A 24,621-nucleotide genomic window follows, 5' to 3' on the forward strand; every position below is an offset into this window, starting at 1 on the left:
TTTCGATTTACTTGGCAAGATATACAGTGTTTCCTCCGACTATAGTACGGGAAATATTGACGGAATCGTCAAATACAACTATATCGGCGTCATTTCCTGGTACAAGAACGCCTTTGTATTTAAGACCGAGAATTTTCGCCGGTGTGGCGGAAGCCATTTTAACTGCGTCGCAGATGCCGGCGTCGGCATATCTGAGCATATTGCGAACCAGCCGGTCTGTGGTAGCCACACTCGCGGCGAATGCCTTTCTGTCTGGCATTTTGGCGACGCCGTCTTCAATTATGGCGCGCTGACCGTTCTTAAGGCTTCCGACAACTGTCTCTCCTTCATTCATTCCCGCTCCACGGCATGAATCCGTACAAACGGCGACCTTGTCGGCGCCCTTTGCCTTGTATATATACTTGAGCATGGATGGAGGAAGGTGGCATCCGTCCGCGATTATTTCCACAGTAAAATCGTTGATCATGTATCCCGCGTCGATCAGACCCGGGAAGCGGTATGAATTGATGCGGACAAGCCCGCCCATTCCGCTGTAAAAATGGGTGATATTCGTATATCCGTTTTCATAAGCTTCGATTGCGTCATCAAGCTTTGCGTCGGAATGACCTATCGAAGCGAGTATTCCGAGGGATTTCAGATATCTTCCGAGCTCCATTCCTCCCGGCAGCTCGCTCGCGATTGTCCAGCGCATAATATGCGGGCAATATGAGAGGATTTTTTCGTAATGTTCTTTCCTTGGCGGGACTATATATTTCGGATCCTGGGAGCCCTTTTGGCTGTCCGCAAAATACGGGCCCTCGAGGTGAAGACCGGGCATATTCGAGCCCTTTTCGTTGAACTTAAGGGCTTCTTCGTAAATATCGAAGAATTGAAAAAGCTCCTCGTCGCTGCACGTAAGTGAAGTCGGGAGAAGTGTCGTCGTACCGTGAGACGCGTGAAGCTCGGCGGCGCCGAGGAATGCCTCAACGGTGGCGTCCATGAAATCATGTCCGCCGCCGCCGTGTGTGTGCATATCTATAAATCCGGGGGTAATATAGCTCTTTTGGCAGTCAATAACATTATAAAGCGCGTCGCTTTCCGTGCAGCGCTTTCCGACGAAGGTTATCTTTCCGCCGGAATAGCAGAGTTCACCGTTTTCGATTACCCTGTAAGGAGTAACTACTCTGCCGATAAGCTTTGTATCCTGTAACATGATATGCCTCTTTTATTTTGTTCTTGATTTGAGCTCGTCAAGCTGAGCGCGAAGCTCCTTCGGGAATTTATCGTCAAATTTCGAATAGAATTCTTCAATTCCGGCGGCCTCGTCTGCCCAGAGGGATTTATCGACTTCAAGAATGCCCTTGAGCGTATCGAAGGACATATCAAGACCTTCAAGATTGATGTCCTCAGGCTTCGGAACATATCCGATTGCCGTATCGACTGCGTCAACCTTGTCATCGCAGCGGTCGAGAATCCATTTGAGAACACGCATATTGTCGCCGAAGCCCGGCCATATGAACTGCCCGTTGTCGTCCGTACGGAACCAGTTGACATTGAATATCTTCGGGGCGTGCGGGATTTTATTGCCCATCTCAAGCCAGTGAGCAAAGTATTCGCTCATATTGTATCCGCAGAAAGGAAGCATTGCCATCGGATCGCGGCGGACAACGCCGACCTTGCCGGTTGCGGCAGCTGTTGTTTCGGAGGCCATTATAGAGCCGACGAAAACGCCATGCTCCCAGCTTCTTGCCTGATATACAAGCGGAGCGGTTTTCGCGCGGCGTCCGCCGAAAACTATTGCGGAAATCGGAACTCCGGCCGGATCGTTGAATTTTTCTGAAATGCAGGGGCAGTTGATCGCCATAGCGGTGAAGCGTGAGTTCGGGTTCGCGCCCTTTTCGCCGCTTTCGGAATCCCACTTTTCGCCCTTCCAGTCGATCGCGTTTTTGGGCGGATTCTTATCAAGACCTTCCCACCATACGGTGTTGTCGTCGAGATTATGCGCGACATTCGTGAATATGGTATCTCTGCGCGTTGTGGCGAGAGCATTGGGATTTGATTTGACGTTTGTTCCGGGAGCCACGCCGAAGAAGCCGTTTTCGGGGTTTACTGCCCAAAGGCGACCGTCTTCACCTATACGCAGCCAGGCAATGTCGTCGCCGACCGTCCATACCTTATATCCCTTCTTCGCGTAATATTCCGGCGGTATAAGCATGGCGAGATTTGTCTTGCCGCAGGCGCTGGGGAATGCGGCGGCAATATATTTGACCTCTCCTTTGGGATTTTCAAGTCCGAGGATGAGCATGTGCTCTGCCATCCAGCCTTCGTTCTTTCCGAGGAAGGAGGCTATGCGGAGAGCGAAGCATTTTTTACCGAGAAGCACGTTTCCGCCGTAACCGGAGTTGACTGACCAGATGGTTTTATCTTCCGGAAAATGGCATATATAACGGTTTTCGAGGTCAAGCTGAGCTTTTCCATGAAGACCTTTGACAAAATCACTGCTGTCGCCGAGCGCGTCGATAACGGACTTGCCGACACGGGTCATTATAACCATATTGAGTACGACGTAAATGGAGTCTGTAAGCTCAATACCTATTTTCGCGAACGGACTGCCGACGATACCCATTGAATATGGGATTACATACATCGTGCGGCCCTTCATGCTTCCGCGGAACAGCTTAGAAAGCTTTTCATAGCATTCTTTAGGATCCATCCAGTTGTTCGTTGGGCCGGCGTCTTCTTTTTTGGAGGTGCATATAAAAGTTCTGTTTTCTACGCGGGCGACATCGTTGACAGCCGTTCTGTGAAGGTAGCATCCGGGAAGCTTCTCTTGATTGAGCTTTATCATTTCGCCGGTTACGGTCGATTCCTGATGAAGCTTTTCAATTTGCTCTTTGCTGCCGTCAATCCAAACGATATTGTCCGGGCACGTCAGGGCTTTCATTTCGTCGATCCATTTAAGGACTGCTTTGTTCTGTGTCATAGGGATACCTCTTTCCTTGATATAAGGTTAATTAATGCTTATAGATTTTAAATAAAGCTTTTATATTATAAAACCCGGGTTAAGCTCTTGAAATCTGCGGCGGATCATTTTTTGCTGATGCGACGGTAATCACAATCGTTAACCATTTTATATTATAACACATAAAAACACAAATTGCAAGGAGGTATCTCTTTATGAAATGCCAAAAAAGGCAGTAAAATGATAATTATTTTGCCATAATTTATTAAGACAATGTTTCTGTAATTGCCATTCGTACGCCGGCGTGATATAATACAGAAAAATACGGAAAGAGGATGTGCTTATATGGAAACAAGTTCCGCTTCACTTTTATCGGTTATGACCTCTTCGCTTGAAAAATGCTTTGTAGATGGCAATATTGCCGATTATCCCCGCGTCAGAAAACTCAGCGGATTTCAAAATGAAAGGCTGTGCTTTACGCTTGCGCTTTCAGAAAGCAGCGCCGCTTTCGGAGCGCGTCGTGTTCTGCGGTACAGGCTGCGTTCTTCCTTAAAGAAATTTGTCAGTGTTTCCCGTATTGAAAGCGTCCCGTGCAGGATGCCGGTATATCCCGGCCTTTTTGAAAAAGACGGAAATTATCTGAGAAAAGAGCCCGGGCTTTATCCCGATGTCCTCGTTCCCGCACATGAAGGAGAAATTATCTCCGTTCCGGTCGGCCAGATCTGTTCTCTCTGGATCGACGTAAATGCCGGACTTGATACCATGCCCGCCGGTGAGCATCCGATAGAAATTATTCTTCTGTCCGATAACGGCGAACAGATAAAAACCGAAAAAATCACGCTCAGGATAATTCCCGCCCTTTTACCCGAAAGCGATATGGCGGTTACGCAATGGTTTCACTGCGACAGCCTCGCGGCTTATTACAATGTGCGTCCGTTTTCCGAAAAGCATTGGCGCATAATCAGAAATTATATAAAAACAGCCGTAAAAAACGGAATCAACACGATTCTCACTCCGGTTTTTACTCCGCCGCTTGATACGGAGCCCGGAGGAGAACGCATGACCGTTCAGCTTGTCGGAGTGAAATGCTCCTCCGATCCCGCCGAAGGCGGTGCAGAATACGAATTCGATTTTTCTTTGCTTGGTCGCTGGATCGATATGTGCCTTGACTGCGGCGTCGAATATTTTGAGATATCGCATTTCTTCACGCAATGGGGCGCTCTTCACGCGCCGAAGATTGTCGCCGGGTTTACTTCCGGAGGTAAAACGGTCAGTAAGCGCATTTTCGGATGGGATACCGACGCGCACGGCGACGAATACGGCCGGTTTCTCCGCGCGTTTCTTTCCGCTCTTATTCCGTATTTGAAATCCCGCGGAGTCGATAAAAAATGCGTCTATCATATATCCGACGAGCCGTCCGCAAACGATCTTGACAACTATATCAAATCAAAGGCTCAGCTCGGCGGGCTTCTCGACGGCTATACAATTATTGACGCGCTTTCCAATTATACATTTTATGAATCCGGCGCGGTGAAAACTCCCGTTCCGGCCAATGATCATATAAAGCCGTTTATCGAAGGCGGTGTAAAGAACCTTTGGACATATTATTGCTGCGGACAGAATTATCGCGTTTCAAACCGGTTTATTGATATGCCCTCCGCCCGCAACCGCATAATCGGCACGCAGTTTTATAAATATGATATCGCGGGATTTTTACAGTGGGGGTATAATTTTTACTTCACACATCTCTCGCGCCGCCCGGTAAATCCCTTCCAGGTGACCGACGGCGACTTCTGGGTGCCCTCCGGCGACGCTTTTTCGGTATATCCCGCTTCTGACGGAACAACGCTTGAATCGGTCAGGCTTGCGGTTTTTCAAAACGCGCTTCAGGATATGCGCGCCATGAAGCTTCTCGGGACCTTTGTCGGAAAAGACAAGGTAATCGGGCTTATCGAAGAGGGGCTCGCTTCTCCGATCGAATTCGACAGCTATCCGCACGGCGCAGAATATATTCTCTCGATGCGCGAAACGCTCAACGCCGAAATCGAGAAGCATTTGAATAAGTGATAAAAAGAATGCCAAGTTAATAATAACAAAAATTGTCACCGGAATATGCGTGCTTTTGCATATTCCGGCGATTCTTCATTATAAAGCTTTAGTTTTTGGTAACTTTTTCAGCTGCGCTCCGCTTTCGTTTTCCCGTCTTCATAGGAAACCGTGATTTTATCACCGGAGGTGATTTTGCCTTCAAGGATATCCGTGGAAAGCGTGTCCTCAACACGTTTTTGGATAGCGCGTTTGAGAGGACGCGCTCCGTAGACGGGATCAAAGCCCTCGGCAGCAAGCTCGCTCACAAGCGTTTCATCAAAGACGAGTTCGATGGCGTTATTCAGCTTCATCCTCTCTCCGACTTCATTGAGCAGCTTGCGGGTAATTGCGCGGATGTTATCCTCGCTGAGACGGTTAAATATGACTATCTCGTCCACGCGGTTTAAAAATTCTGGGCGGAACAGCTCCTTTAACGCCTTGCTGATGCTTTCCGCGTCACGTTTTGCGGTATCCGCGGCTTTTTCAGAGAGCGAGGCGGTGGTGAAGCCGGAGGCTTTCAAAGCGGGAAGATCGCTTGTACCAGCGTTTGAGGTCATTATTACGACCGAATTTTTGAAATCAACGGTACGTCCGTGGGAATCTGTGAGAATGCCGTCGTCGAGAATCTGCAGAAGCAGATTGAATACGTCGGGATGAGCTTTTTCGATTTCGTCGAACAGTATCACGGAATAAGGATTACGGCGGATCTTTTCGGTAAGCCGGCCGCCGTCGTCAAATCCGACATATCCCGGAGGCGAACCGATAAGTTTTGAAATGCTGTGCTTTTCCATGAATTCCGACATATCAATTCTAATAAGCTTATTCTGATCGCCGAACAGAACCTCCGCGAGAGCCTTTGAAAGCTCTGTCTTGCCGACGCCGGTGGGACCGCAGAATATAAAGCTGCCCGTAGGACGTTTGGGATCGGAAAGCCCTGTACGGCTGCGTCTGATCGCGCGGGCGACCGCGGAAACAGCGTCGTCCTGACCGATCACGCGCCGCTTAAGTTCTTCCTCAAGGCCAAGAAGCTTTTCAGAGTCGCTTTTCAAAAGACGCGCGACAGGAATTTTTGTCCATTGAGTTATAATTTCCGCTATGTCGTTTTCGTCTATGAAGTTTTTTGCGCTGTTGGCTTCTTCAAAAGCCTTCTTTTTAGCTTCGAATTCATCCGACAGCTTTTTTTTCTGCTCAAGCAGCTCCTTGGCTTTCTCATAGCTTTCGGATTTAACGGCTGAGCTTTTCTGAACCTCAAGCTCGTCGATCTGTTTTTGAAGTCCGGCTATATCCTCGGGCAGCGCTCCGTTTTTAATACGGATGCGGCTTTGCGCTTCGTCTATCAGGTCGATGGCTTTATCAGGGAGAAATCTGTCGCTGATATAGCGTTTTGAAAGCCTTACGGCGGCAGAAATCGCTCCGTCAGTGATCTTGATCTTATGATGCGCTTCGTATTTCGGCTTAAGGCCGTTAATAATGGCTATGGATTCTTCTTCGGTCGGTTCGCCGACGAGAACAGATTGAAATCTGCGTTCAAGCGCGGCATCTTTTTCAATAGTACGGTATTCGTTGAGTGTAGTCGCGCCGATAACCTGCATTTCGCCTCTTGCGAGAGCGGGCTTTAGAATATTGGCGGCATCCATCGCGCCTTCGGCCGCGCCGGTGCCGACGAGGGTGTGTATTTCATCAATGAAAAGTATGACGTCTCCGGCTTTAATGACCTCGTCGATCACGGCCTTTATTCTTTCCTCAAATTCGCCGCGGTATTTGCTTCCGGCGACTGCCGCCGCCATGTCAAGCGCGACGACGCGCTTTCCGCTGAGCGTTTCGGGCACCGCGCCGGATGCGATGCGCTGAGCAAGTCCTTCCGCGATCGCGGTTTTGCCGACTCCCGGTTCTCCTATCAAACAGGGATTGTTTTTCGTACGGCGCGACAGGATCTGAATTACACGGCAGAGCTCGGTTTCGCGTCCGATGAGCGGATCAAGCTTGTTTTCCTTTGCCAGAGCGGTGAGGTCGCGCCCGAATTTATCGAGAGTGGGTGTTTTTGTGTTTTTTTTCTGCGCTTTTGTGTTTGTTTTGCCTGTGTCGGCTCGTCCATCTGAAGGAATTTCAGATTCGGAGCTTTCCTGACCGTCAAATTCGGAATTCCCGTAAAACCTCGACTTTATTTCATTGACGATCATTTCGGCGGTGATATTTTCATCCGAAAGGATTTTTACCGCGAGAGAATCGCTTTCACCTACGAGAGAGAGCAAAATATGATATGTGTCGACAGCTTCCGCGCCCTCACGCGATGCCCAATAAGCCGCGTTTTTAATAATACGATCGGCGCGCGGTGTTATCTGGGTTATGTTGGTGTCGGTTTTTTCGCCTTTTCCGGCATAGGATTCTGTGCGGCTTTTGATATCGTCGATATCTCCGCCTAGCGAGGATATGATCTCCGCCGCTGCGCATCCCAGATTTGTCATAAGCCCGATCAGGATATGTTCGCTGCCAATATAGTCGTGCCCCATTTCAGAAGCTGCCTTTGCTGCCGAATTCAACGCTTCCGCGGCTTCGGGAGTGAATTTATAATTATACATGGATTTTCACCTCTTTATTAGTTTGGAATTTAAATAATTACCGCAAAAAGGCTTATTTAAATGCCGTTTAATTACTGATAGTTTATGATTGATTCAGAACGTCTCTTAGCTTGTCCGCTCTGATACTGTCGCGTACTGACGGACGCTCTGCTTCGCGGTCCGCAAGAGCGAGGTGAGCCGGCATCAGATTTGTAATAAGCTTGTCTGCTTCTGCGTATGAGCACATATTATCCAGCCCGATTTCACGTCCCATACGTATGCAGGAATATATATCGGAAAGCTCTGCGGACGAAATGCGCCGTGCGAATTTAGCGGTGCCGAGAGCGCGGTATATCCTGTCCTCTGTTGCGGCCTGAGTATGCTTGATGAGCGATGTCCGTTCACGGCGTTCGCTTTCTATTATACGTCTTGCTATGTTTTCAAACCACGTTATTATTTCGCTTTCGCTTCGTCCGGCGGAGGAACGGTTGGAGATCTGATAAAGCATTCCCCACGCTTCAGAGCCTTCTCCATAAATGCCTCTTATGAGGCAACCGGTTTTATCAATGGCATCTATAAGCGAATTGATTTTGCCGGACATAGTAAGAGAGGGCAGGTGGAGCATTGCCGAAATGCGGAACGCGCAGCCCAGATTTGTAGGACAGGCTGTCAGATAACCCAGCTTTTCGTCGAAGGCTATGGTGAGCTTTTCGGAGATCATATCGTCTGCTTTTCCGGCTGCTTCGTATGCGGAAGCGATATCAAAGCCCGGAACGATCGCCTGTATTCGCATGTGATCCTCTTCATTTACCATAACGGAGAGCTTCACACCCGATGCCGAATCGGCATTCTTTGCTTCGATCAGCATTCCGTCTGCGGCCTGCGCGAAGTCGGGGCTTGAAAGATGGCTTTCGACATAGCTCAAGCGTTCGATTTCGGAGAGCTTTGAAAAATCAATAAATGAGAATTTATCCGGATTGAAAACCGCGCGTATTTTTTCGATCACTGAAGCTTTTCCTGCCTTGTCAAGTCTTTGCGGAAACGGCGTGTTTTCCAGATTCCGCGCAAGGCGAACTCTTGTTGAAATGACGACATCGGAATCTTTTTTGTTTGAGTTTGTATTCTGCTCTTTTGAATCAAAATTATCTGACATATGAATTATCTCCTTTGTGTTATGATGGCGGATGTTTTATGGGGCTTCGCTCCGTTCCCCGCTTAAGGACTCTTTAAAAAGCGTTTTATTAACTCGATATTTAAATAATTATCGTTTTAAATAATAATCCCTTAAAATTTCATTTGGGGATCTTGAGTTTCTTGACAGGCTTCTTTTCAAAGAAGCCGCGCGTCCTTTTATATTATTTACCTTCGTTTTCGATTGAACGGATTTCGTCGCGGAGCTTCGCGGCTGATTCATAATCCTCGTCGGCGATGGCTTTTTTTATTTTTGCCTTGAGCTCTGAAAGCTTCTGAGCGTTTTTATTTTCAGAGGTGGCAGGCTGTTGTTTTACTTCTGCTTTCTTTTCTCCGCGTCTTAAAAAGCTGAGCGGCCTTTTACCCTTGTGTTCGCCCTTTGTCAGTGAATTTGTGTCAAGATACTCAGAGAAGAAGCTGTAACAATTGCCGCAGCCGAATCTGCCGGAATTCGTTATATCTGAAATCGTCGAATGACATACGGGGCAGGCGGCGCCGGGGCCTTTGAGCGCGTGGGCCGTAGACTGGTCAGAAAGCTTGTTTGTGCCGAACATTGGCAATCCGAAAAACGAATCGGAGAAAAAGTTGTCGAAGATAGAAGCAAACGCGGGCTTGAAGTTGAATGCGTTTTTAATACCAAGCTTTTCGGCGCATTCAGAGCAAAGATTGCGCTCTTCTGTTTTTCCGTTGATTGTCTGTTTGTAATAAACGTTGGCGGTATTCTTGCCGCACTCGTCGCAAATAATGTTTTTCATAATAATAATCTCCTTTATATAAATTGTTTAAATTTGTTTTGGATTTTTACATTGCCGCGAGCCGCAGGATCACCGAGCGAAGCACGCAGGCTCTTACTGATGAACGCGTTTCTTTCTGAAGCGTATCCATCGCCCGTTCACTCATGACTGACAGGAGCAAAGCGGCCTCGCGCTCTGTGATGATCTCATCTTGCATAAGATGAAGGATGAAGGCGCGGGCTTCATCATATTCGATTGAATCACCAACTGCGCTGTATACATGCATCAGATACTGCGCCTTGTCCAGATGAACGCGTGTGATTCGGATGAATCCGCCGCCTCCTCGCCTTGATTCGACTATATAGCCTTTCTGCGGAGTGAACCGTGAGGTTATTACATAATTGATCTGGCTCGGGACGCATCCCATTCTGGTGGCGAGCTCATTGCGCCCTATTTCAAGCGTACCGTCGGAATCGTTCAACATTTCTTCTATCAGACGCGCTATCTGTTCTGATAATATCATTTGATAATCGCTCGCTTTCTTTTGCGTTTGACTTTGACTTTCTTTGACCTTGGTTATATGATACCACCATATATATAAAAACGCAAAGTCAATAAAGGTCAAAGAAAGTCAAAGCCAGCCTACTGATCCCGGAAAACCGGACTGAAGCTTATTATTTCTCACCGAATCTCATTTTTCCTCAGCTTTTTGTTGATTTTCATGTAAGTTTATTCTATACTGGTGTTATTGAAACAAATCGAAAGGTCAGAAGCTAATCGGATAAATATGAGGATGAGAAAAAAGAAGCACGGCGAAGAACGGATTGCGGCCTGTTCGGACATCATGTGCGTTACGCCGGAGGAAAACCGCGGAAAGTGGCGGCAATACTTGGAGAATAAATGCGGACGGCCTCTTCCGAGAGGCATTGAGCTGGAAATCGGGTGCGGCAAGGGCGCGTTTATCGCCGCGACCGCCGCAAAAAATAATAACACAGGTTATGTCGCGCTGGAACTTGTGAGGGATGTTCTCATCCTTGCCATGGAAAAGGTTATGGCGGAAGGAACGGACAATATCGTTTTTTCAAATTGTAACGCCGAATTTTGTGAAAAGTTTTTCGCGCCGGGAGAAATTTCGCGGATATATTTGAATTTTTCAGATCCCTGGCCTAAAAAAAAGCACGCAAAACGTCGTCTGACCGCGCCTGCCTTCCTCACTGCCTACCGCAATATGCTTTCAACCGGGGGAGAGATACGCATGAAGACGGATAACGCCGCGCTTTTTGAATTTTCTCTCGAAACCCTTCCGCAAAACGGATTTGATATATTATTCAGTACAAACGACCTGCATAATTCCGCCCTTGCCCCGGATAATATTATGACCGAATATGAAAAGAATTTTTCAGAAGCCGGAAATAAAATTAATATGCTCATCGCCAAAAGATCAGGTTAAACGGGGACGACGGGCTTCATGAAAGGAGCCGAAAAAATGAAGACATTTAAAATCAACAATAACGATGCGGGGCAGAGGCTCGATAAATTCGTGCAGAAATCGACATCGGCGCTTCCTACGTCGCTTTTATATAAATATATCAGGCAAAAGCGAATAAAGGTTAACTCAAAACGCGCGGAAATTTCTTTGAAGCTATGCGAGGGCGACATTGTCGACATGTATATCCCGGAAGAATTTTTCGCCCCGGCCGACGATAGCTATAAAAGTCTGAAGCCTCATCTGGATATCGTTTATGAGGACGAAAATATACTGATAGTCAACAAGCCCTGCGGAATGTCGTGCCATCCCGATGAGGAGCAGACCACCGCGACGCTGATAGACTTTATTAAGGCATACCTTTTTCGCTCAGGCGCTTATGTTCCGGATTCGGAGGCGTCGTTTGCCCCGGCACTGTGCAACAGGATCGACAGGAACACCTGCGGAATCGTCATATGCGCTAAAAACTCTGCCGCTTTACGCGAGCTCAACAGGCTCATTAAAGAACGGCGTGTGGTGAAAAAATATCTTGCGCTTATCCACGGCAAGCCCAAAAGCAATCACATGACGCTTACGCATTATCTGAAGAAAAACGCTTCGGAAAAGCTCGTAAAGGTATACACAACGCCGGATTCCGGCGGACTTATTGCGATTACGGAGCTTTTTTTATTAAGATACGACAAAGAAAAGGACATTTCGCTTCTGGAGCTTATTCTGCATACCGGCAGAACGCATCAGCTCCGCGCACAGCTCGGATTCGTCGGTCTGCCGATGGTCGGCGACGGTAAATACGGCATAAACCGCGAGGACGCGCGCGCCGGATACGATCATCAGGCGCTCTGTGCATATTATTTAAAGCTGCTCCCGGAGCAAGGCGACCTGCTTTATTACCTCGGCGGGCGTGAATTCACTGTCGTCGCCGATGACAGATTCACAATGTAAATAGATAAAAGCAAAAACGGCATATACGGAATGTAGGAGCGTCCGTTTTATCATAAATTAAAGAGGATTGATTTTAAACCAATGAAAATGCGCGGTATTTGCCCGTAAAAAGGCAGATACCGCGCTGATTCTATTGCGGATATATCAGGTTTTGGTGGCGAAGTTAGCCGTAGAAGCGAAAATTTTTTCCTTACCCTATCAGCACTCCTCCGGTTTCGCATCTGAATGCGTCTCCCGGCTTTATATCGGCGTAATATTCCGATTCTCCGTCGCGGATCTTTGTTTTACCGCCCATTCCGCGGCTTTTTTCGCCGCGTTCCCAGGATGTATCCTGAAGAGCGAACGGCATATCCGAAACAAAGCTTATACGATTGCCGCCGGATTTTATTTCGTTCATGTAATATGACGAGGGCTTTTCGTAATCGTCGGAGGATATCACAGCCACTCTGCCGGAAAGCAATGAAGCTTCGGGCATTTCGCCCGCAATTTCAATTTCAATATGTCCGGAAGTATAGTCAACCTCGGTAATGGTTCCGTTATAATATGGATTTTCATGCTCCGGAGTTATAAAATCACCCGCTCGCGCTATGGTATATCCGTATGCCTCGGCGTATACAAGCCTGCCGGATTTATACCTGAAGAGCGCGAAAAGCGCGTCTGTCGTATATTCCGTTCCGGAGATATCGGAAAACGAAGCTTTACAGGAGCTGTCATGGCATGAAATGACGATGTCTTTGTATTCGCCGCTCTTGTATTCAACTTCACATCCGACCGGAGCGAAGCAGGGTGTGTTTTTATTAAATGACGCATTTATTAGTTGCAGCGGCTTTACGCGCGAAATAAACCGGCTGCCTTTATATGGCTCGAGAATATGGGCAAACACACATTTTTCGTTTTTTGCTTTTGTTGTCTTGCGGTGCATTACATAAGGAACCCAAGGCGATTTTCCACGCTCGAAGCCTCCCATTTCGCCATACGCCCTTATGAGCTTCTCTTCGGAGGCATCATTGGGTACAGATATCTCCGATACGGCCAGTCCTACCTCAGAAGCATGACGGAAATTCCATTCCGCTCTGTGCTCTTCATCTATGTTCGCCTCTGCGTCTGCTTTCATCCAGGCGTAATCCGGCGCGGAATACAGCGTGACATCTTTTCCGGCAAGCGTTCCGGAAAGCTTTTCCCTTTTTTTTATTCCGGAAAACCGGATGTTTTTAAAATCCAGCCCGATACCCGAGGTGTTGTAATCGTAAAAGCTTCCGCCGTCGGCATACGCGAAATCGGCCGCAAAGGCGTTTTCACCGTCAGGCGCGGTTATGAGCGCCGCGGTGCGTCCGTAAAAGCATCCGGGATACGCTCCGGAGTTTTCCATCGATGACAGCTTCACGCGGCTGCCATCGATATGCGCTTTCAGCGAGGAATATGAGCGGCATTGGCTCTTTCCGTCGATAATGACCACCATACAGGCGCCGGAGCTTTGCTCCCATTCATGCCATTTTGAATCGGCCCATGTATAAGGATATCCGCCTCCGCCCGCCAGCAGATGATATCCGTACGCGCCGAGCCACAGCCCGAGCTTGTCGCCGTGGTCATGCGGAGCGGACGGCTGGCCGTACATAATAAGATGCTTTGTGTTTTCAAGACTTGTTCCCGAGCGAAGTATGCTTGTCTGCGAATCCTCTAGAAGCACTGATTCCGGAACGCCCGCGTCTTCCGATTTAAGCTTGTATATACCGCTGTCCGGAGCGCACGCAAGCAGCAGCATTGTTTCGTTTATAGAAGCGGAATCAAGGTTATCCAGTGATTCTACGCTTTTTACTCTTTCGCTCTCAAGCTCCTCCGGAGTATAACCTGACAGCGCGACAGCAATCATCCGTTTCAGATTTTCGTTGTGTGTCCTCGTGTACACCGCTTCCCAAAGAGGCGAATACGGAGCTTTGCTTTCAAGGCGGGATTGTTTTATGGGTTCGTTGTTGTTTATCTGGGTATCGCCGAAGGCCGGAGTGAGGTCTCCGCACAAAAGCTTGAAATGAAGTGAAATGATACTGCCGCAGTTCATTTTCGAATCGTCAAAAAGGTTAAGCACGCGTCCGTCAGAATATTTATACATATACGAGCAGTTGGGATACAGCATCATCTCAAGAGAAATCAGCTTTTGATACTCCATCGAATCATACGCATATCTGCCGTCGCGGTAATAACAGTTTCGTATTTTTGACATAAACGACATGTCTCCGCCGTAAAGCGTGCTGTCCATCAGGCTGTCGCTGCCCATGAAAGCGGCGACGAGCATTTTCAAATGAATCCATCTGACAGAGCTGTCATGGGTGACGCCCTTGTTTATATCACATAAATCGATCGCATAAGGTATCATTTCATGTACGGCGCGTTTGATATTAAAGGGATTGTCTTTGCGGTTTGTACCATCAGGCGCGGGAGCTTTTTCGAAAGCCGCCGTGAGCTGATCCGACAGTGCGTCCGCGGCGTCGTAAACGATATCCAGCGCGTTGAAATAGTTGATCAGCATGAAGACCTCTGTCGTCGTCGGCTCCAGCATTTTCGCCATATCGGTTATCGTCCCGTCGCCGCGCCCGCCGTTCATATACGGATACAGATCTGCAATCCTGCCGAGGATTAGAAGAGCGCGCAGCGCGTATTTATTTTCGCCGGTCAGAAGATAAGCATACGCGAGATTAGATATGGCATAGAAATTATCAACGCCGCTTGTTTCCGGACATGCTTTTTTATCCGTTATCGTCGGGGCGTAAGGTATTCCCGTAAGCACCGAAAGGTTGTAAAACCGGTATGCCGCCGTGAACATATACTGCACGCCGGGATTCGGAAAGCCCTCAGGGGCAATAAAACCGCTGCCATCGTCATCTAAGACGATTTCCTCTCCTGTTGAGGGATTTTTTATCACACAGCCGTTTTTGTACCACACTCCGGTCAATGGATTGTAATATTCATACGGCCTTTCAATGCACATCTGCAGCGAATTACGGTTTCCTCCTGTGACGGGATCTCCGTAATACTGTCCGGGGGTGGCTGCGCGCGGATTGGCCGCCGGAAGCATATCGAATATCTCCGCGTCGGTTTTTCCAATCCAGTAATTTGCTTTTGCAATTATTTTGGCGGCAATTTCTCGTCCCCAGGACGTTTCGGCCGCGTTTCTGCGCGCCGTCTCGGCGTCTTCAGGTTTTATAGAGAGCATAAATCCATGCGCTTTTTCTGCCATATATGAATGAACATAACCAGGCAGGAATGTCTTTTTCATTACTGTGTAATGTTTATCATTAAGCCGCGCTGTTTCATCCGCATATCGGTCCGGGTTCGTTCCGGCAGGCATGTTTTTTTCGAAGAACAGCATTCCGCTGCCCTGTCCGCCAAGTTCTTCGCCGTAATAGCTTGTATCCATCGGCAGACCTGACCATCTTGACGAACCTTGGCCGCTTTGGCGTATGATGTTGAATCTGATAAAAGGCGCCTCGGCTCCATCCGGGCGCGCTTCACATGCGAAAAACGTCAGCGGTACGTATATGTCCGCTCCGTATTCCGACTCGAGACGGCGGAAATCAACGCGTATTTCACCTTCTTTTGGAGTTCTTGCGATCATTTTATTTGTATATTCCACTATTTCGGAGCATCCGTCGGCATAAAGCCTTATGGCTTTACAGTTATGGAATTTTCTCTCCGAGCAGGCCGGATCAAACCAAAGGTCGGTATTATCGCCGCTGTATCCGAATTTGTCATATTCGGCTTCTATACGGAATATGGCGGTACAGCCGGAGGTGTATGCCGAAAACAGAGTTTTATGTTCCGCGGCATTATTTGTATATTCGTATTTCATGCCGGCATCCCGCGGCTCGGGAATTACCGCGGGATCGGATACAGCTATATAATAAGGGTATATTGTGCTCATTTATGTTTATCTCACATTCTGACAATTATTAATGAAATTATAATGCCGCGGCTGCATATTGTCAATATGGCAGACAACCTATGTGGTTGTAAAAACTGCATGTATAATAACTCGGCCAATTATTAAAACGGCATTTAAATATGCATTGTTTTATAAGAGAGAAAAGCCCATATACCAAAGTCTTTTCTCTCTTTAAGCGGTAATTATTTAAATGCCGAGTAATAAAGTATTCGCGTACCTTTAAAAAGCAAACGGCGCCGCATGTTACTGCGGCGCCGCATATCTGAAGCTTGTTGAGATAATTATTTCTTATACGCTTCGTATGCTTTTCTGAAAGCAAGAGCGCATTCCTCAATATTCTGTTCCGTCCAAGATTCGTTCGGATATATGATAATCGTGTCGTCGAGAGCCTTCGCTGCGTTAGGAAGGTCAGCAAGCGAATAACGTTTTTCTTTATCGCCCTTATACTCGGGAGCGGCCCACGGATATCCACTGTTGCCGAATACTATGCGCTCGGTATACCATTTGCCGATATAAGGAGTGGCGGCGTAATGTGTGTTACAGCCGATTCCTTCGGCGGTAACAGCAGCGCAGAAGGTATTCTTATCAACGTTCACCTTGGAGCCGTCGAAAATAAGGCGGAGGAACCAATAAGAAGGCTCTGCACCCTTAGGCATCGGAGCAAGGCGGACAACCGGAACATCAGAGAGCTTGGCCATGATAGCGTTAATGACCTCACGGCGTTTTTTCGCGATCGGAAACATCTTTTTAATTTGAACGCGACCGATAGCGCAGTGCATGTCGTCCATATTGAAGTTGAGAGAAGCCATGACATTTTCATTTTCGTTCGTGCCATATGGCTTACCACGGTCAGCAGCCTGTCTTAACTTCCAATAGAGCTTCTCGCATTTGGTGAATACAAGACCGCCCTGTCCGCCGACACAGGTGTGCTTTCCGAACATCATAGAGAATCCGGAGGTGTCTCCGAAAGTTCCGACCGGTTTGCCGTTTATTGCGGCGCCATGTGACTGAGCGCAGTCTTCTATGAGGTATATACCTTTTTCCTTTGCAAACGCGCTGATTGCTTCCATATCGCAGGGCTCACCGGCTATATGTGCGACAAGTATTGCGCTTGTGCGTTCAGGTGAATATACTTTTTTAATTCCTTCAAGGCTGATATTAAAGCTGTCTTTTCCGCTGTCTGCTATTATCGGGATGCAGTTCATCATCACGATAGGCATAATTCCGCCCGGATCCGTAACAGGTCCGCAGATTATTTCAGTAAAGGGCTGAATGTCGAGCGCGCGGAGGGCAACATAAACGGAAGTGGTTCCGCCGTTTACACATTCGGCATATCCGCCGCCGAGAAGCTCGGAAAATTCTTTGCCGAGAGCGGTTCTTTCCGGACCGTTATAACCCGGAGCCGCGCCCGCGTCAATAGCTTCGTCGATTATACGGTTGCATGCCGCTTTTTCTTCCTGGCCGAAGTGATGTCTTGCGGCGAGGGGCGCGGTAACGGCACTTTTGCCGCCATTGATCGCAAGAGCGGCTTTGGCTTCACAATTACTCATAATATTATATCTCCTATATTTATAATTATAGTCCCTTTGGGATATATACAAATTAAGTATACCATATAAAAGCAAATAAATCAATCTTTACGAGAATTATTTTAAACGCATATTGCATAAAGACATCATTTGGCATATAATTAATTTGAGAGATACTATTGAAACATTAATGAAATAATGGATCATAGATATTATTAATAATTGCCGCCTTATTATTAAAACGGCAATTAAATAAGTCTTGTTTTATTAGAGAGAAAAGTGCATATACAAGAGCCTTTTCTCTCTTTTAACGGTATTATTTAATTGTCGAGTTAATAAAATATACTCATAAAACTGTAAGGAGCTGAGATACATACATGCAGACAATCACCGAAAAAGAGACTCTTGATGAAATCCGTCACACACTCAAATGCTTCGGTCTGCCTCACGAGGAGATTTCCGTAGAGCTGATTGAAAACGGCCATATAAATTCTACATATAAAGTTCATATCATCCGCAACGGTATTGAAAAGCCTTATATTGTTCAGGCAGTCAATACCTATGTATTTAAAAACCCTGTCGATATGATGGATAATATCGGTAAGGTGACCGCACATATCAAAAAAAAGCTGATCGAACGCGGAGAGCAGAATATTGAACGGAAGGTTCTGCATTTTTGCAGCACAAATGAAGGCTTTTACTATGTACATGGCAGCCAAAACCGTTTTTGGCGTGCGTATGCCTTTGTTGAAAACTCAAAAACTTATGACAAGGTTGAAAACCCGCAGCTGTTGTTTAACGCCGGGCGCGCTTTCGGCGAATTTCAGATGATGCTCTCGGATTTTCCCATGAATCAGCTCCGAGATACGATTCCGGATTTTCACAACACAAAGAAACGTATGGCTGCTTTTTTCGACTCCGTATATAACGATTTCTGCGGTCGGGTCAAGGATATTCAACCCGAGATTCAATTTTTCAAGGATAGAATCGATGTCGCCGAAAAGCTGATCAATCTGCAGGAAAAAGGCGTTATCCCTCTTCGCGTCACACACAACGATACTAAATACAACAATATCCTGATGGACAGCGAGACAAATGAAGCTTTATGTGTAATCGATCTCGACACCGTCATGCCAGGGCTCGCCGCGTATGACTTCGGCGATGCCATTCGCTTTGCCGCAAGCACTGCCGCAGAGGACGAAACTGACCTTTCAAAGGTTTCCATCAATCTTGAATATTTTGAAGCATTTACGAAAGGCTTCATCGGAGCCTGCGGGAGATTCTTCACCCCTGCAGAAATAGACACTATGGCGTGGGGAGCGCGCATAATTACAATGGAGCTGGCCTCCAGATTTCTTTCCGACTATATCAACGGGGACAAATATTTCCGCATACACCGCCCCGGCCAGAACCTTGACCGCGCTCGCTGTCAAATTCAGCTTGTTTTTGACATGGAACAGAAATTCGACAAAATGTGCGCCATCGTTGATAAATACAGATAACATAAAAGTAACTGCTGCGATAACGCAAATATCTGCTGCTGATTTTTTCTTTTCAAGTGTCAGTTCCATCTTTTTCATAAAGTCATGCTCCATTGTTTTTTATACCATAATGAGCTCTTTGATAGGATCGGAGGACTTTTCTTCAAAAGTCCTCCGATGCTTTCTGAATTACATTAAATTGTTATTATATATTGCTCTTTCACCGCCGACAAATTTCGGTCTGCGGCGGCACAAAACCACATTTGCTTCACCGATTTTTTTTATCTCGCATCTTACCGGAACGCAGACGGGAATTATATGCATCCCTATAAGCGTGTCGCCGATATCCATTCCCGCACTGGCTCGTACTTCTTCAACAGCGGAAGGAGCATCAAAGCGCGCATACGCCGTAGTCGCGAAGGCTCCCCCCGCATGAGCGTGAGGAACGACGTTTACTTCCGTAAAACCGTATTTTAAAGCGCACTCTCTTTCGACTATAAGGCTGCGATTTAGGTGCTCACAGCATTGAACGGCAAGATATAAACCGTTTTCTTTGATTATCGGATATACTCCATCAAAAACCGCTTGGGCGGCATCCATACTGGAAAATGTGCCTATTTTTTTTCCGCATATTTCACTGCTGCTGCATCCGATTACAAAAACATCTCCGGGCTTCAACTTAGCAACAGCCAACAAAGAGCTTATTGCCTGAGCCGCCTGAGACTTTATTTCGTCATACATAATAACACCTCTTAAATAATGACAGCGGACGGTTAAGCCCGGCATTTTGCCGACAAGCCCAAACCGCCCGCGGGTCGTTTTACCGAAACAGTCTACCTGTTCGGATCTATTATTAACTCGGTATGAGAATAGTCCATATATCAAGGCCTTTTCTCTCTTTAATTGGTAATAATTAAATTGCCGTGTTAATAATTATTCGGCTTTAGCTCCAGCCTTTGCTTCCTTGGTAGCAGCCGGCTTGGGTTCAACCGCTTTTTCTTTTTTACTCGATTTCTTTCCCTCGGGCTTATGTTCAAAACCGATCAATTCGATCAAAGCCATTTCTGCGCCGTCACCGCGGCGTGGTCCCATTTTAAGGACTCTCGTGTATCCGCCTGCGCGTTCCGCAAACGTCGGCGCGATGTCGTCAAACAGCTTTTTAACCACATCCTCCTTGGTTATAAAAGCGAGTGCCTGTCTTCTGGCAACCAAAGTATTGGCCTTGCCGAGTGTAATCATTCTATCCGTTAAGCTCCTGAGCTCCTTGGCGCGGGTCACTGTAGTTTCAATGGATCCTTTTTCCAAAAGAAACGTGACCTGTCCTTTCAGCATGGACATTCTATGGTCAGTTGTCATGCCGAGCTTTCTTGATCCGGGCATTGTCTTTTCCTCCTGTTGTTTTAGGAAGCCTTATTCGTCGTCCTTCTTAAGTGATAAGCCTAAGCTGGCGAGCTTTTGAATTACTTCCTCGAGTGATTTCTTTCCGAGGTTTCTGACTTTAATCATTTCATCCTCGGTCTTATTTGTCAGATCCTGTACGGTGTTTATTCCGGCGCGCTTCAAGCAGTTAAAGGAGCGAACCGACATGTCAAGTTCCTCAATGGTTATCTCAAGAACTTTTTCTTTGATGGTCTCGTCTCTGTCCACCATTATTTCGGTGTGTTTTGCCTCGTCCGAAAGGTCGACAAAGATATTGAGATGCTCGTTGAGAATCTTGGCGGCGAGCGAAATGGATTCTTTTGCGGTGATGGTTGCATCGGTAAGTACCTCTATGGTAAGCTTATCGTATTCCATCTTGTCTTCTACGCGTGTGTTGTCAACCGTGTAATTGACATTGTAAACAGGAGTGAAGATAGAATCCGTATATATGGTGCCTATCGAAGGCGCGCCGAGTTGTTTGTTGCGATCGGAGGAAACATATCCTCTTCCGGTATCAAATGTCAGCTCCATATAAAATTTTACGCCCGCTGATACCGTCGCGAGATGATGCCTCGGATTGAGTATTTCGATATCCGAGTCGCATTTGATATCACCGGCGCATACTTCGCACTCGCCGGTGACGTCTATTATGACGGTCTTCGGTTGATTTGAATGCAGCTTGGCTGTGATGCCTTTTACATTCAGTATTATTTCGGTTACATCTTCTTTAACACCCGTTATCGTGGATATCTCGTGAAGGACGCCATCGATCTTTACACAAGTCACAGCGACTCCGGGAAGCGAGCTCAATAATATTCTGCGAAGGGAATTCCCGAGGGTGATGCCGAAGCCTCTTTCGAGCGGCTCAACCGAGAATTTACCGAAAGAGCCGTCCTCGCTCTGCTCGAGAGTGGTTATGCTCGGTCTTTCTATTTCTATCATTGAATAACCCTCCTTGATTAATTCGTTTCCATACTTTTGTCGACGGCTGTCTCCGCCGATATTTTCAAATCAGATTATCGCGAGGGTGTTTTTACTTGGAATAAAGCTCTACTATAAGGTTGTCCTGAATTTCGAAATCAATATCGCCTCTTGCCGGCAAAGCCGTAATGGTTGCCGTGAGATTTTCCTTATTTACGTCGAGCCATTTGACCGATGACTTTCCTTCGATGCTTTCGGCAACAGCTTTGAACTTCGGAAGGTCGCGGCTGGAAGCCTTTAATGCGACGACATCTCCGGCGCTGAGCGTCATTGAAGGAATATTTGCTTTTTTACCGTTCAAGGTAAAGTGACCGTGAAGAACGAGCTGACGCGCGTCTCTGCGGCTTTCAGCAAATCCGGCTCTGTAGATAACATTGTCGAATCTTCTTTCGATAAGTATGAGCAGGTTGTCGCCTGTCATGCCTTCTCTTTTTTCAGCTTTTTTAAAGTAGTTTCTGAACTGAGTCTCAAGAATTCCGTAATATCTCTTTGCCTTTTGCTTTTCACGGAGCTGTAATCCGTATTCCTTGACATTCTTGCGTCCCTGTGCATGCTGTCCGGGTATCTGATTGCGTTTTTCTATGGCGCACTTGCCCGTATAGCAGCGGTCGCCCTTCAAGAACATTTTACAGCCTTCTCTGCGGCACTGTCTGCATGCGGGTCCGGTATATTTAGCCATTTTCTCTGCCTCCTTTTATTATACGCGTCTTCTCTTGGGAGGACGGCATCCGTTGTGCGGAATGGGTGTGACATCCTTTATGAGGATTATGTCGAGACCGGCGGTTTGGAGAGCGCGGATTGCCGACTCTCTTCCTTGACCGGGACCTTTTACATAGACTTCAACAGTCTTCAGTCCGTGCTCCATTGCGAGCTTCGCCGCAGTCTCGGCGGCGGTTTGAGCAGCGTAGGGAGTCGATTTCTTCGAGCCCTTGAAGCCCATTTCACCTGAGGATGCCCAAGAAAGAGCATTACCACTCATATCGGTGAGCGTAACTATCGTGTTATTGTAAGTTGAGCGGATATGAGCGCAGCCTTTTTCAATGTTCTTGCGTTCGCGGCGCTTTTTATTGACGACTCTTTTTGTTGTGGTTACTTGCTTTGCGGCCATTTTCGTCGATCCCTCCTTATTTCTTCTTATTTGCTATTGTCTTAACGGGGCCTTTTCTTGTCCTCGCGTTGGTCTTCGTCCTCTGTCCTCTGACAGGAAGACCCTTGCGATGGCGAATGCCTCTATAACAACCGATATCCGTCATTCTCTTTATATCATAGGCGATGTTTCTTCTAAGATCGCCTTCAACGGTATATCCGTTTTCGATCACTTCGCGGAGACGGGCAATTTCGTCGTCTGTCAAATCCTTGACTCTGGTATCTGGGTTTACTCCGGTCGCAGAAAGGATTTTATTTGACGAGGTTCTTCCGATGCCGAAAATATACGTCAAGCCTATTTCGACGCGTTTTTCTCTCGGAATGTCTACGCCTGCTATACGAGCCATACTTTGATATCCTCCTTAAAAAGTTATCCTTGTCTTTGTTTATGCTTCGGGTTTTCGCAAATCACCATTACGGTGCCTTTTCTTTTGATAATCTTACACTTCTCGCAGATTTTCTTTACGGAAGGCTTTACTTTCATTTCGGTGACCTCCATTGCATTATTATCGCCGCACAAGCAGCATGCGGCTTTACTTACAGCCGGCGAGTGATCCTTCCCTTAGTCGGGTCATATACCGAGACATCGAGGAGAACCTTGTCACCGGGGACTATTTTAATGTAGTTCATACGCATTTTCCCTGAGATATGCGCGATTATTATCATTCCGTTCGGGAGCTTTACCCGGAATGTGGCGTTCGGGAGCGTTTCCGTCACGACGCCTTCAAATTCCATTACATCGTCTTTAGGCAGAAAAAATCCCTCCTTATGAGATTCAATCCGGGACGGTCAGGATCTCGATACTGTCCTCGGTGAAGGTCACGGTGTTTTCATAATGCGCCGCGAGCCCGCCATCGGCAGTTACAACCGTCCAGTTATTCGAAAGAGTTTTTATTGCAGCGCTGTACTGACAGATCATCGGTTCAACAGCAAATACCATTCCCGGCATCAGTCGTGGACCGCGGCCGCTGCGGCCGTAATTCGGTACGTCAGGGCTCTCGTGAAGATCCTGACCGACACCATGTCCGACATATTCTCGAACCACCGAGAATCCGGCGTCCTCCGCGGTCTTTTGTACGGCCGCCGAAATATCGCCTATACGTTTTTCATTCGGTTCTCCGGGTTTTCCATCGGGCTTTGCCGCAGAAATTCCGTTATAAAAGCATTGTTTTGTTATGTCTATCAGACGCTTTGCATCCGCGGAAATGACTCCCGCTCCGAACGTATCGGCGCAGTCGCCGTGAAAGCCGTGATAATATGCTCCAACGTCTATGCTCACGATATCACCTTCCGATAAAATCCTTTCGTCAGGTATCCCGTGAATTATTTCCCCGTTGACGCTTATGCACGCACTGGCCGGAAATCCGTTATAATTGAGAAACGACGGAACAGCGCCGTGACTCTCAATATATTCGCGAATTTTCTTGTCGATCGTTATAAGCTTCGCTCCGGGGTGTACAAGCTCTCCGCCATAACGGAGAGCCGACGCCGTTATACGGCAGCTCTCGCGGATCTTTTCGATCTGCGTCTTGTTATAAAGCTTTATCATTTATTCCAATTGCCTCAAGCGTAAGTCTCGTTGTATCCTCAAGCTTTTCCTGACCGTATACGGTCACGAGCTTTGTCTGCGCCTCATAATAATCTTCAAGAGGCTTTGTCTGCTCGTGATATACCCTCAGACGGTTTTTTACTGTCTCAAGCATATCATCAGCTCTTGTCACAAGCTCACCGCCGCATTTGTCGCATCTCGTCCCTTTTTCCGCTTTTGACGGATTGTAGATAACGTGATACGTTTCGCCGCAGGCCTTGCACACGCGCCTTCCGCTCATTCGCGTTATTATGTCTTCGTCAGACACATAGATATTTATTACCCGGTCAATGCCGAAACCCATTTTATCAAGAGCTTCGGCTTGTCCGGTCGTTCGCGGATATCCGTCGAGAATGAAGCCGTTCTTGCAGTCCGGCATGCTCAGTCTCTCCTTCATAAGCGCGTTAACGGTCTCGTCCGGGAGAAGATCGCCCTTTTCTATTGTTTCCTTTGCTATCTTTCCGAGCGAAGTTCCGTTCTTGATTGCTTCTCTTATCATCGCGCCTGTCGATATTGCGGGAATATCAAGCATATGACCGACATTTTCGGCCTGTGTGCCTTTCCCGGCTCCCGGCGCTCCGATGAAAATTATTTTCATTT

The 24,621-nt window shown here is 47.2% G+C and carries 21 protein-coding genes and 1 pseudogene; 4 read left to right on the forward strand and 18 right to left on the reverse strand.

Going from position 1 to position 24,621, the window contains the following annotated elements; genetic code table 11:
* Nucleotides 1-7: 7 nt before the first annotated feature.
* Together nagA and VB118_03620 are read right to left on the reverse strand one after the other, a co-directional pair.
* Nucleotides 8-1,192, reverse strand: a complete 1,185-nt coding sequence (gene nagA / locus VB118_03615) for an N-acetylglucosamine-6-phosphate deacetylase (protein ID MEA4831690.1) — start codon at nt 1,190-1,192, stop codon at nt 8-10.
* Nucleotides 1,193-1,204: 12 nt separating this feature from the next.
* Nucleotides 1,205-2,962 (reverse strand): phosphoenolpyruvate carboxykinase (GTP), encoded by a 1,758-nt coding sequence (locus tag VB118_03620; GenBank protein MEA4831691.1) that lies wholly within the window; start codon nt 2,960-2,962, stop codon nt 1,205-1,207.
* 324 nt (nt 2,963-3,286) lie between these two features.
* On the opposite strand from VB118_03620, the gene VB118_03625 reads away from it, so the two are divergent.
* Nucleotides 3,287-5,008: a DUF4091 domain-containing protein gene (locus tag VB118_03625; GenBank protein MEA4831692.1), complete on the forward strand. Its 1,722-nt coding sequence runs from the start codon at nt 3,287-3,289 to the stop codon at nt 5,006-5,008.
* A 107-nt stretch (nt 5,009-5,115) separates the two neighbouring features.
* On the opposite strand, the gene VB118_03630 is transcribed toward VB118_03625, so the two are convergent.
* The 4 genes from VB118_03630 to VB118_03645 all read right to left on the reverse strand — a co-directional run bounded on the left by VB118_03630 (nt 5,116) and on the right by VB118_03645 (nt 10,035).
* Nucleotides 5,116-7,608, reverse strand: coding sequence for an ATP-dependent Clp protease ATP-binding subunit (locus VB118_03630; GenBank protein MEA4831693.1), 2,493 nt, complete (start codon nt 7,606-7,608; stop codon nt 5,116-5,118).
* An 82-nt stretch (nt 7,609-7,690) separates the two neighbouring features.
* Nucleotides 7,691-8,740: an ATP--guanido phosphotransferase gene (locus VB118_03635; protein ID MEA4831694.1), complete on the reverse strand. Its 1,050-nt coding sequence runs from the start codon at nt 8,738-8,740 to the stop codon at nt 7,691-7,693.
* A gap of 202 nt (nt 8,741-8,942) precedes the next feature.
* A complete protein-coding gene (locus VB118_03640) occupies nt 8,943-9,533 on the reverse strand; it encodes a UvrB/UvrC motif-containing protein (GenBank protein ID MEA4831695.1) in 591 nt (196 codons plus the stop codon).
* 46 nt (nt 9,534-9,579) lie between these two features.
* Nucleotides 9,580-10,035, reverse strand: a complete 456-nt coding sequence (locus VB118_03645) for a CtsR family transcriptional regulator (GenBank protein MEA4831696.1) — start codon at nt 10,033-10,035, stop codon at nt 9,580-9,582.
* Nucleotides 10,036-10,305: 270 nt separating this feature from the next.
* Between VB118_03645 and trmB the strand changes: the two genes are divergently transcribed.
* Complete coding sequence (gene trmB, locus VB118_03650; GenBank protein MEA4831697.1) at nt 10,306-10,962, forward strand: tRNA (guanosine(46)-N7)-methyltransferase TrmB; 657 nt, start codon at nt 10,306-10,308, stop codon at nt 10,960-10,962.
* A 36-nt stretch (nt 10,963-10,998) separates the two neighbouring features.
* The gene (locus VB118_03655) at nt 10,999-11,940 is read left to right on the forward strand and encodes an RluA family pseudouridine synthase (GenBank protein MEA4831698.1); all 942 of its coding nucleotides are present in this window, start codon (nt 10,999-11,001) and stop codon (nt 11,938-11,940) included.
* A gap of 190 nt (nt 11,941-12,130) precedes the next feature.
* Here the strand turns inward: VB118_03655 and VB118_03660 are convergent, their stop codons facing one another.
* Nucleotides 12,131-15,856, reverse strand: a complete 3,726-nt coding sequence (locus VB118_03660; GenBank protein ID MEA4831699.1) for a hypothetical protein — start codon at nt 15,854-15,856, stop codon at nt 12,131-12,133.
* Between the two features lie 302 nt (nt 15,857-16,158).
* Nucleotides 16,159-17,427, reverse strand: coding sequence for a DegT/DnrJ/EryC1/StrS family aminotransferase (locus tag VB118_03665; GenBank protein ID MEA4831700.1), 1,269 nt, complete (start codon nt 17,425-17,427; stop codon nt 16,159-16,161).
* Nucleotides 17,428-17,783: 356 nt separating this feature from the next.
* On the opposite strand from VB118_03665, the gene VB118_03670 reads away from it, so the two are divergent.
* Nucleotides 17,784-18,908 (forward strand): phosphotransferase, encoded by a 1,125-nt coding sequence (locus VB118_03670; protein MEA4831701.1) that lies wholly within the window; start codon nt 17,784-17,786, stop codon nt 18,906-18,908.
* A 168-nt stretch (nt 18,909-19,076) separates the two neighbouring features.
* On the opposite strand, the gene VB118_03675 is transcribed toward VB118_03670, so the two are convergent.
* The 10 genes and pseudogenes from VB118_03675 to VB118_03720 form a co-directional block, all read right to left on the reverse strand.
* Entirely contained in the window at nt 19,077-19,628 is a 552-nt protein-coding gene (locus tag VB118_03675) for a TIGR01440 family protein (GenBank protein MEA4831702.1), read from the reverse strand.
* A gap of 300 nt (nt 19,629-19,928) precedes the next feature.
* Nucleotides 19,929-20,267: pseudogene (rplQ, locus tag VB118_03680) on the reverse strand (50S ribosomal protein L17).
* A 30-nt stretch (nt 20,268-20,297) separates the two neighbouring features.
* Nucleotides 20,298-21,248, reverse strand: coding sequence for a DNA-directed RNA polymerase subunit alpha (locus VB118_03685; GenBank protein ID MEA4831703.1), 951 nt, complete (start codon nt 21,246-21,248; stop codon nt 20,298-20,300).
* Nucleotides 21,249-21,339: 91 nt separating this feature from the next.
* Complete coding sequence (gene rpsD, locus VB118_03690) at nt 21,340-21,966, reverse strand: 30S ribosomal protein S4 (GenBank protein ID MEA4831704.1); 627 nt, start codon at nt 21,964-21,966, stop codon at nt 21,340-21,342.
* A gap of 18 nt (nt 21,967-21,984) precedes the next feature.
* Nucleotides 21,985-22,395, reverse strand: a complete 411-nt coding sequence (gene rpsK, locus VB118_03695) for a 30S ribosomal protein S11 (GenBank protein ID MEA4831705.1) — start codon at nt 22,393-22,395, stop codon at nt 21,985-21,987.
* Nucleotides 22,396-22,411: 16 nt separating this feature from the next.
* Entirely contained in the window at nt 22,412-22,780 is a 369-nt protein-coding gene (gene rpsM / locus VB118_03700) for a 30S ribosomal protein S13 (protein MEA4831706.1), read from the reverse strand.
* A gap of 23 nt (nt 22,781-22,803) precedes the next feature.
* Complete coding sequence (gene rpmJ / locus VB118_03705; protein MEA4831707.1) at nt 22,804-22,917, reverse strand: 50S ribosomal protein L36; 114 nt, start codon at nt 22,915-22,917, stop codon at nt 22,804-22,806.
* Nucleotides 22,918-22,970: 53 nt separating this feature from the next.
* Nucleotides 22,971-23,186: a translation initiation factor IF-1 gene (infA, locus tag VB118_03710; protein ID MEA4831708.1), complete on the reverse strand. Its 216-nt coding sequence runs from the start codon at nt 23,184-23,186 to the stop codon at nt 22,971-22,973.
* 22 nt (nt 23,187-23,208) lie between these two features.
* Nucleotides 23,209-23,982 carry a type I methionyl aminopeptidase gene (gene map / locus VB118_03715; GenBank protein MEA4831709.1) on the reverse strand — a complete coding sequence of 258 codons (774 nt, stop codon included), beginning with the start codon at nt 23,980-23,982 and terminating at the stop codon, nt 23,209-23,211.
* Complete coding sequence (locus tag VB118_03720; protein MEA4831710.1) at nt 23,966-24,619, reverse strand: adenylate kinase; 654 nt, start codon at nt 24,617-24,619, stop codon at nt 23,966-23,968. The genes map and VB118_03720 overlap by 17 nt, the downstream gene beginning before the upstream one ends.
* Between the last annotated feature and the right edge of the window lie 2 nt (nt 24,620-24,621).

The sequence above is a fragment of the Oscillospiraceae bacterium genome (assembly GCA_034925865.1).
In the GTDB taxonomy this organism is placed as follows: Bacteria; Bacillota; Clostridia; order Oscillospirales; family SIG627; genus SIG704.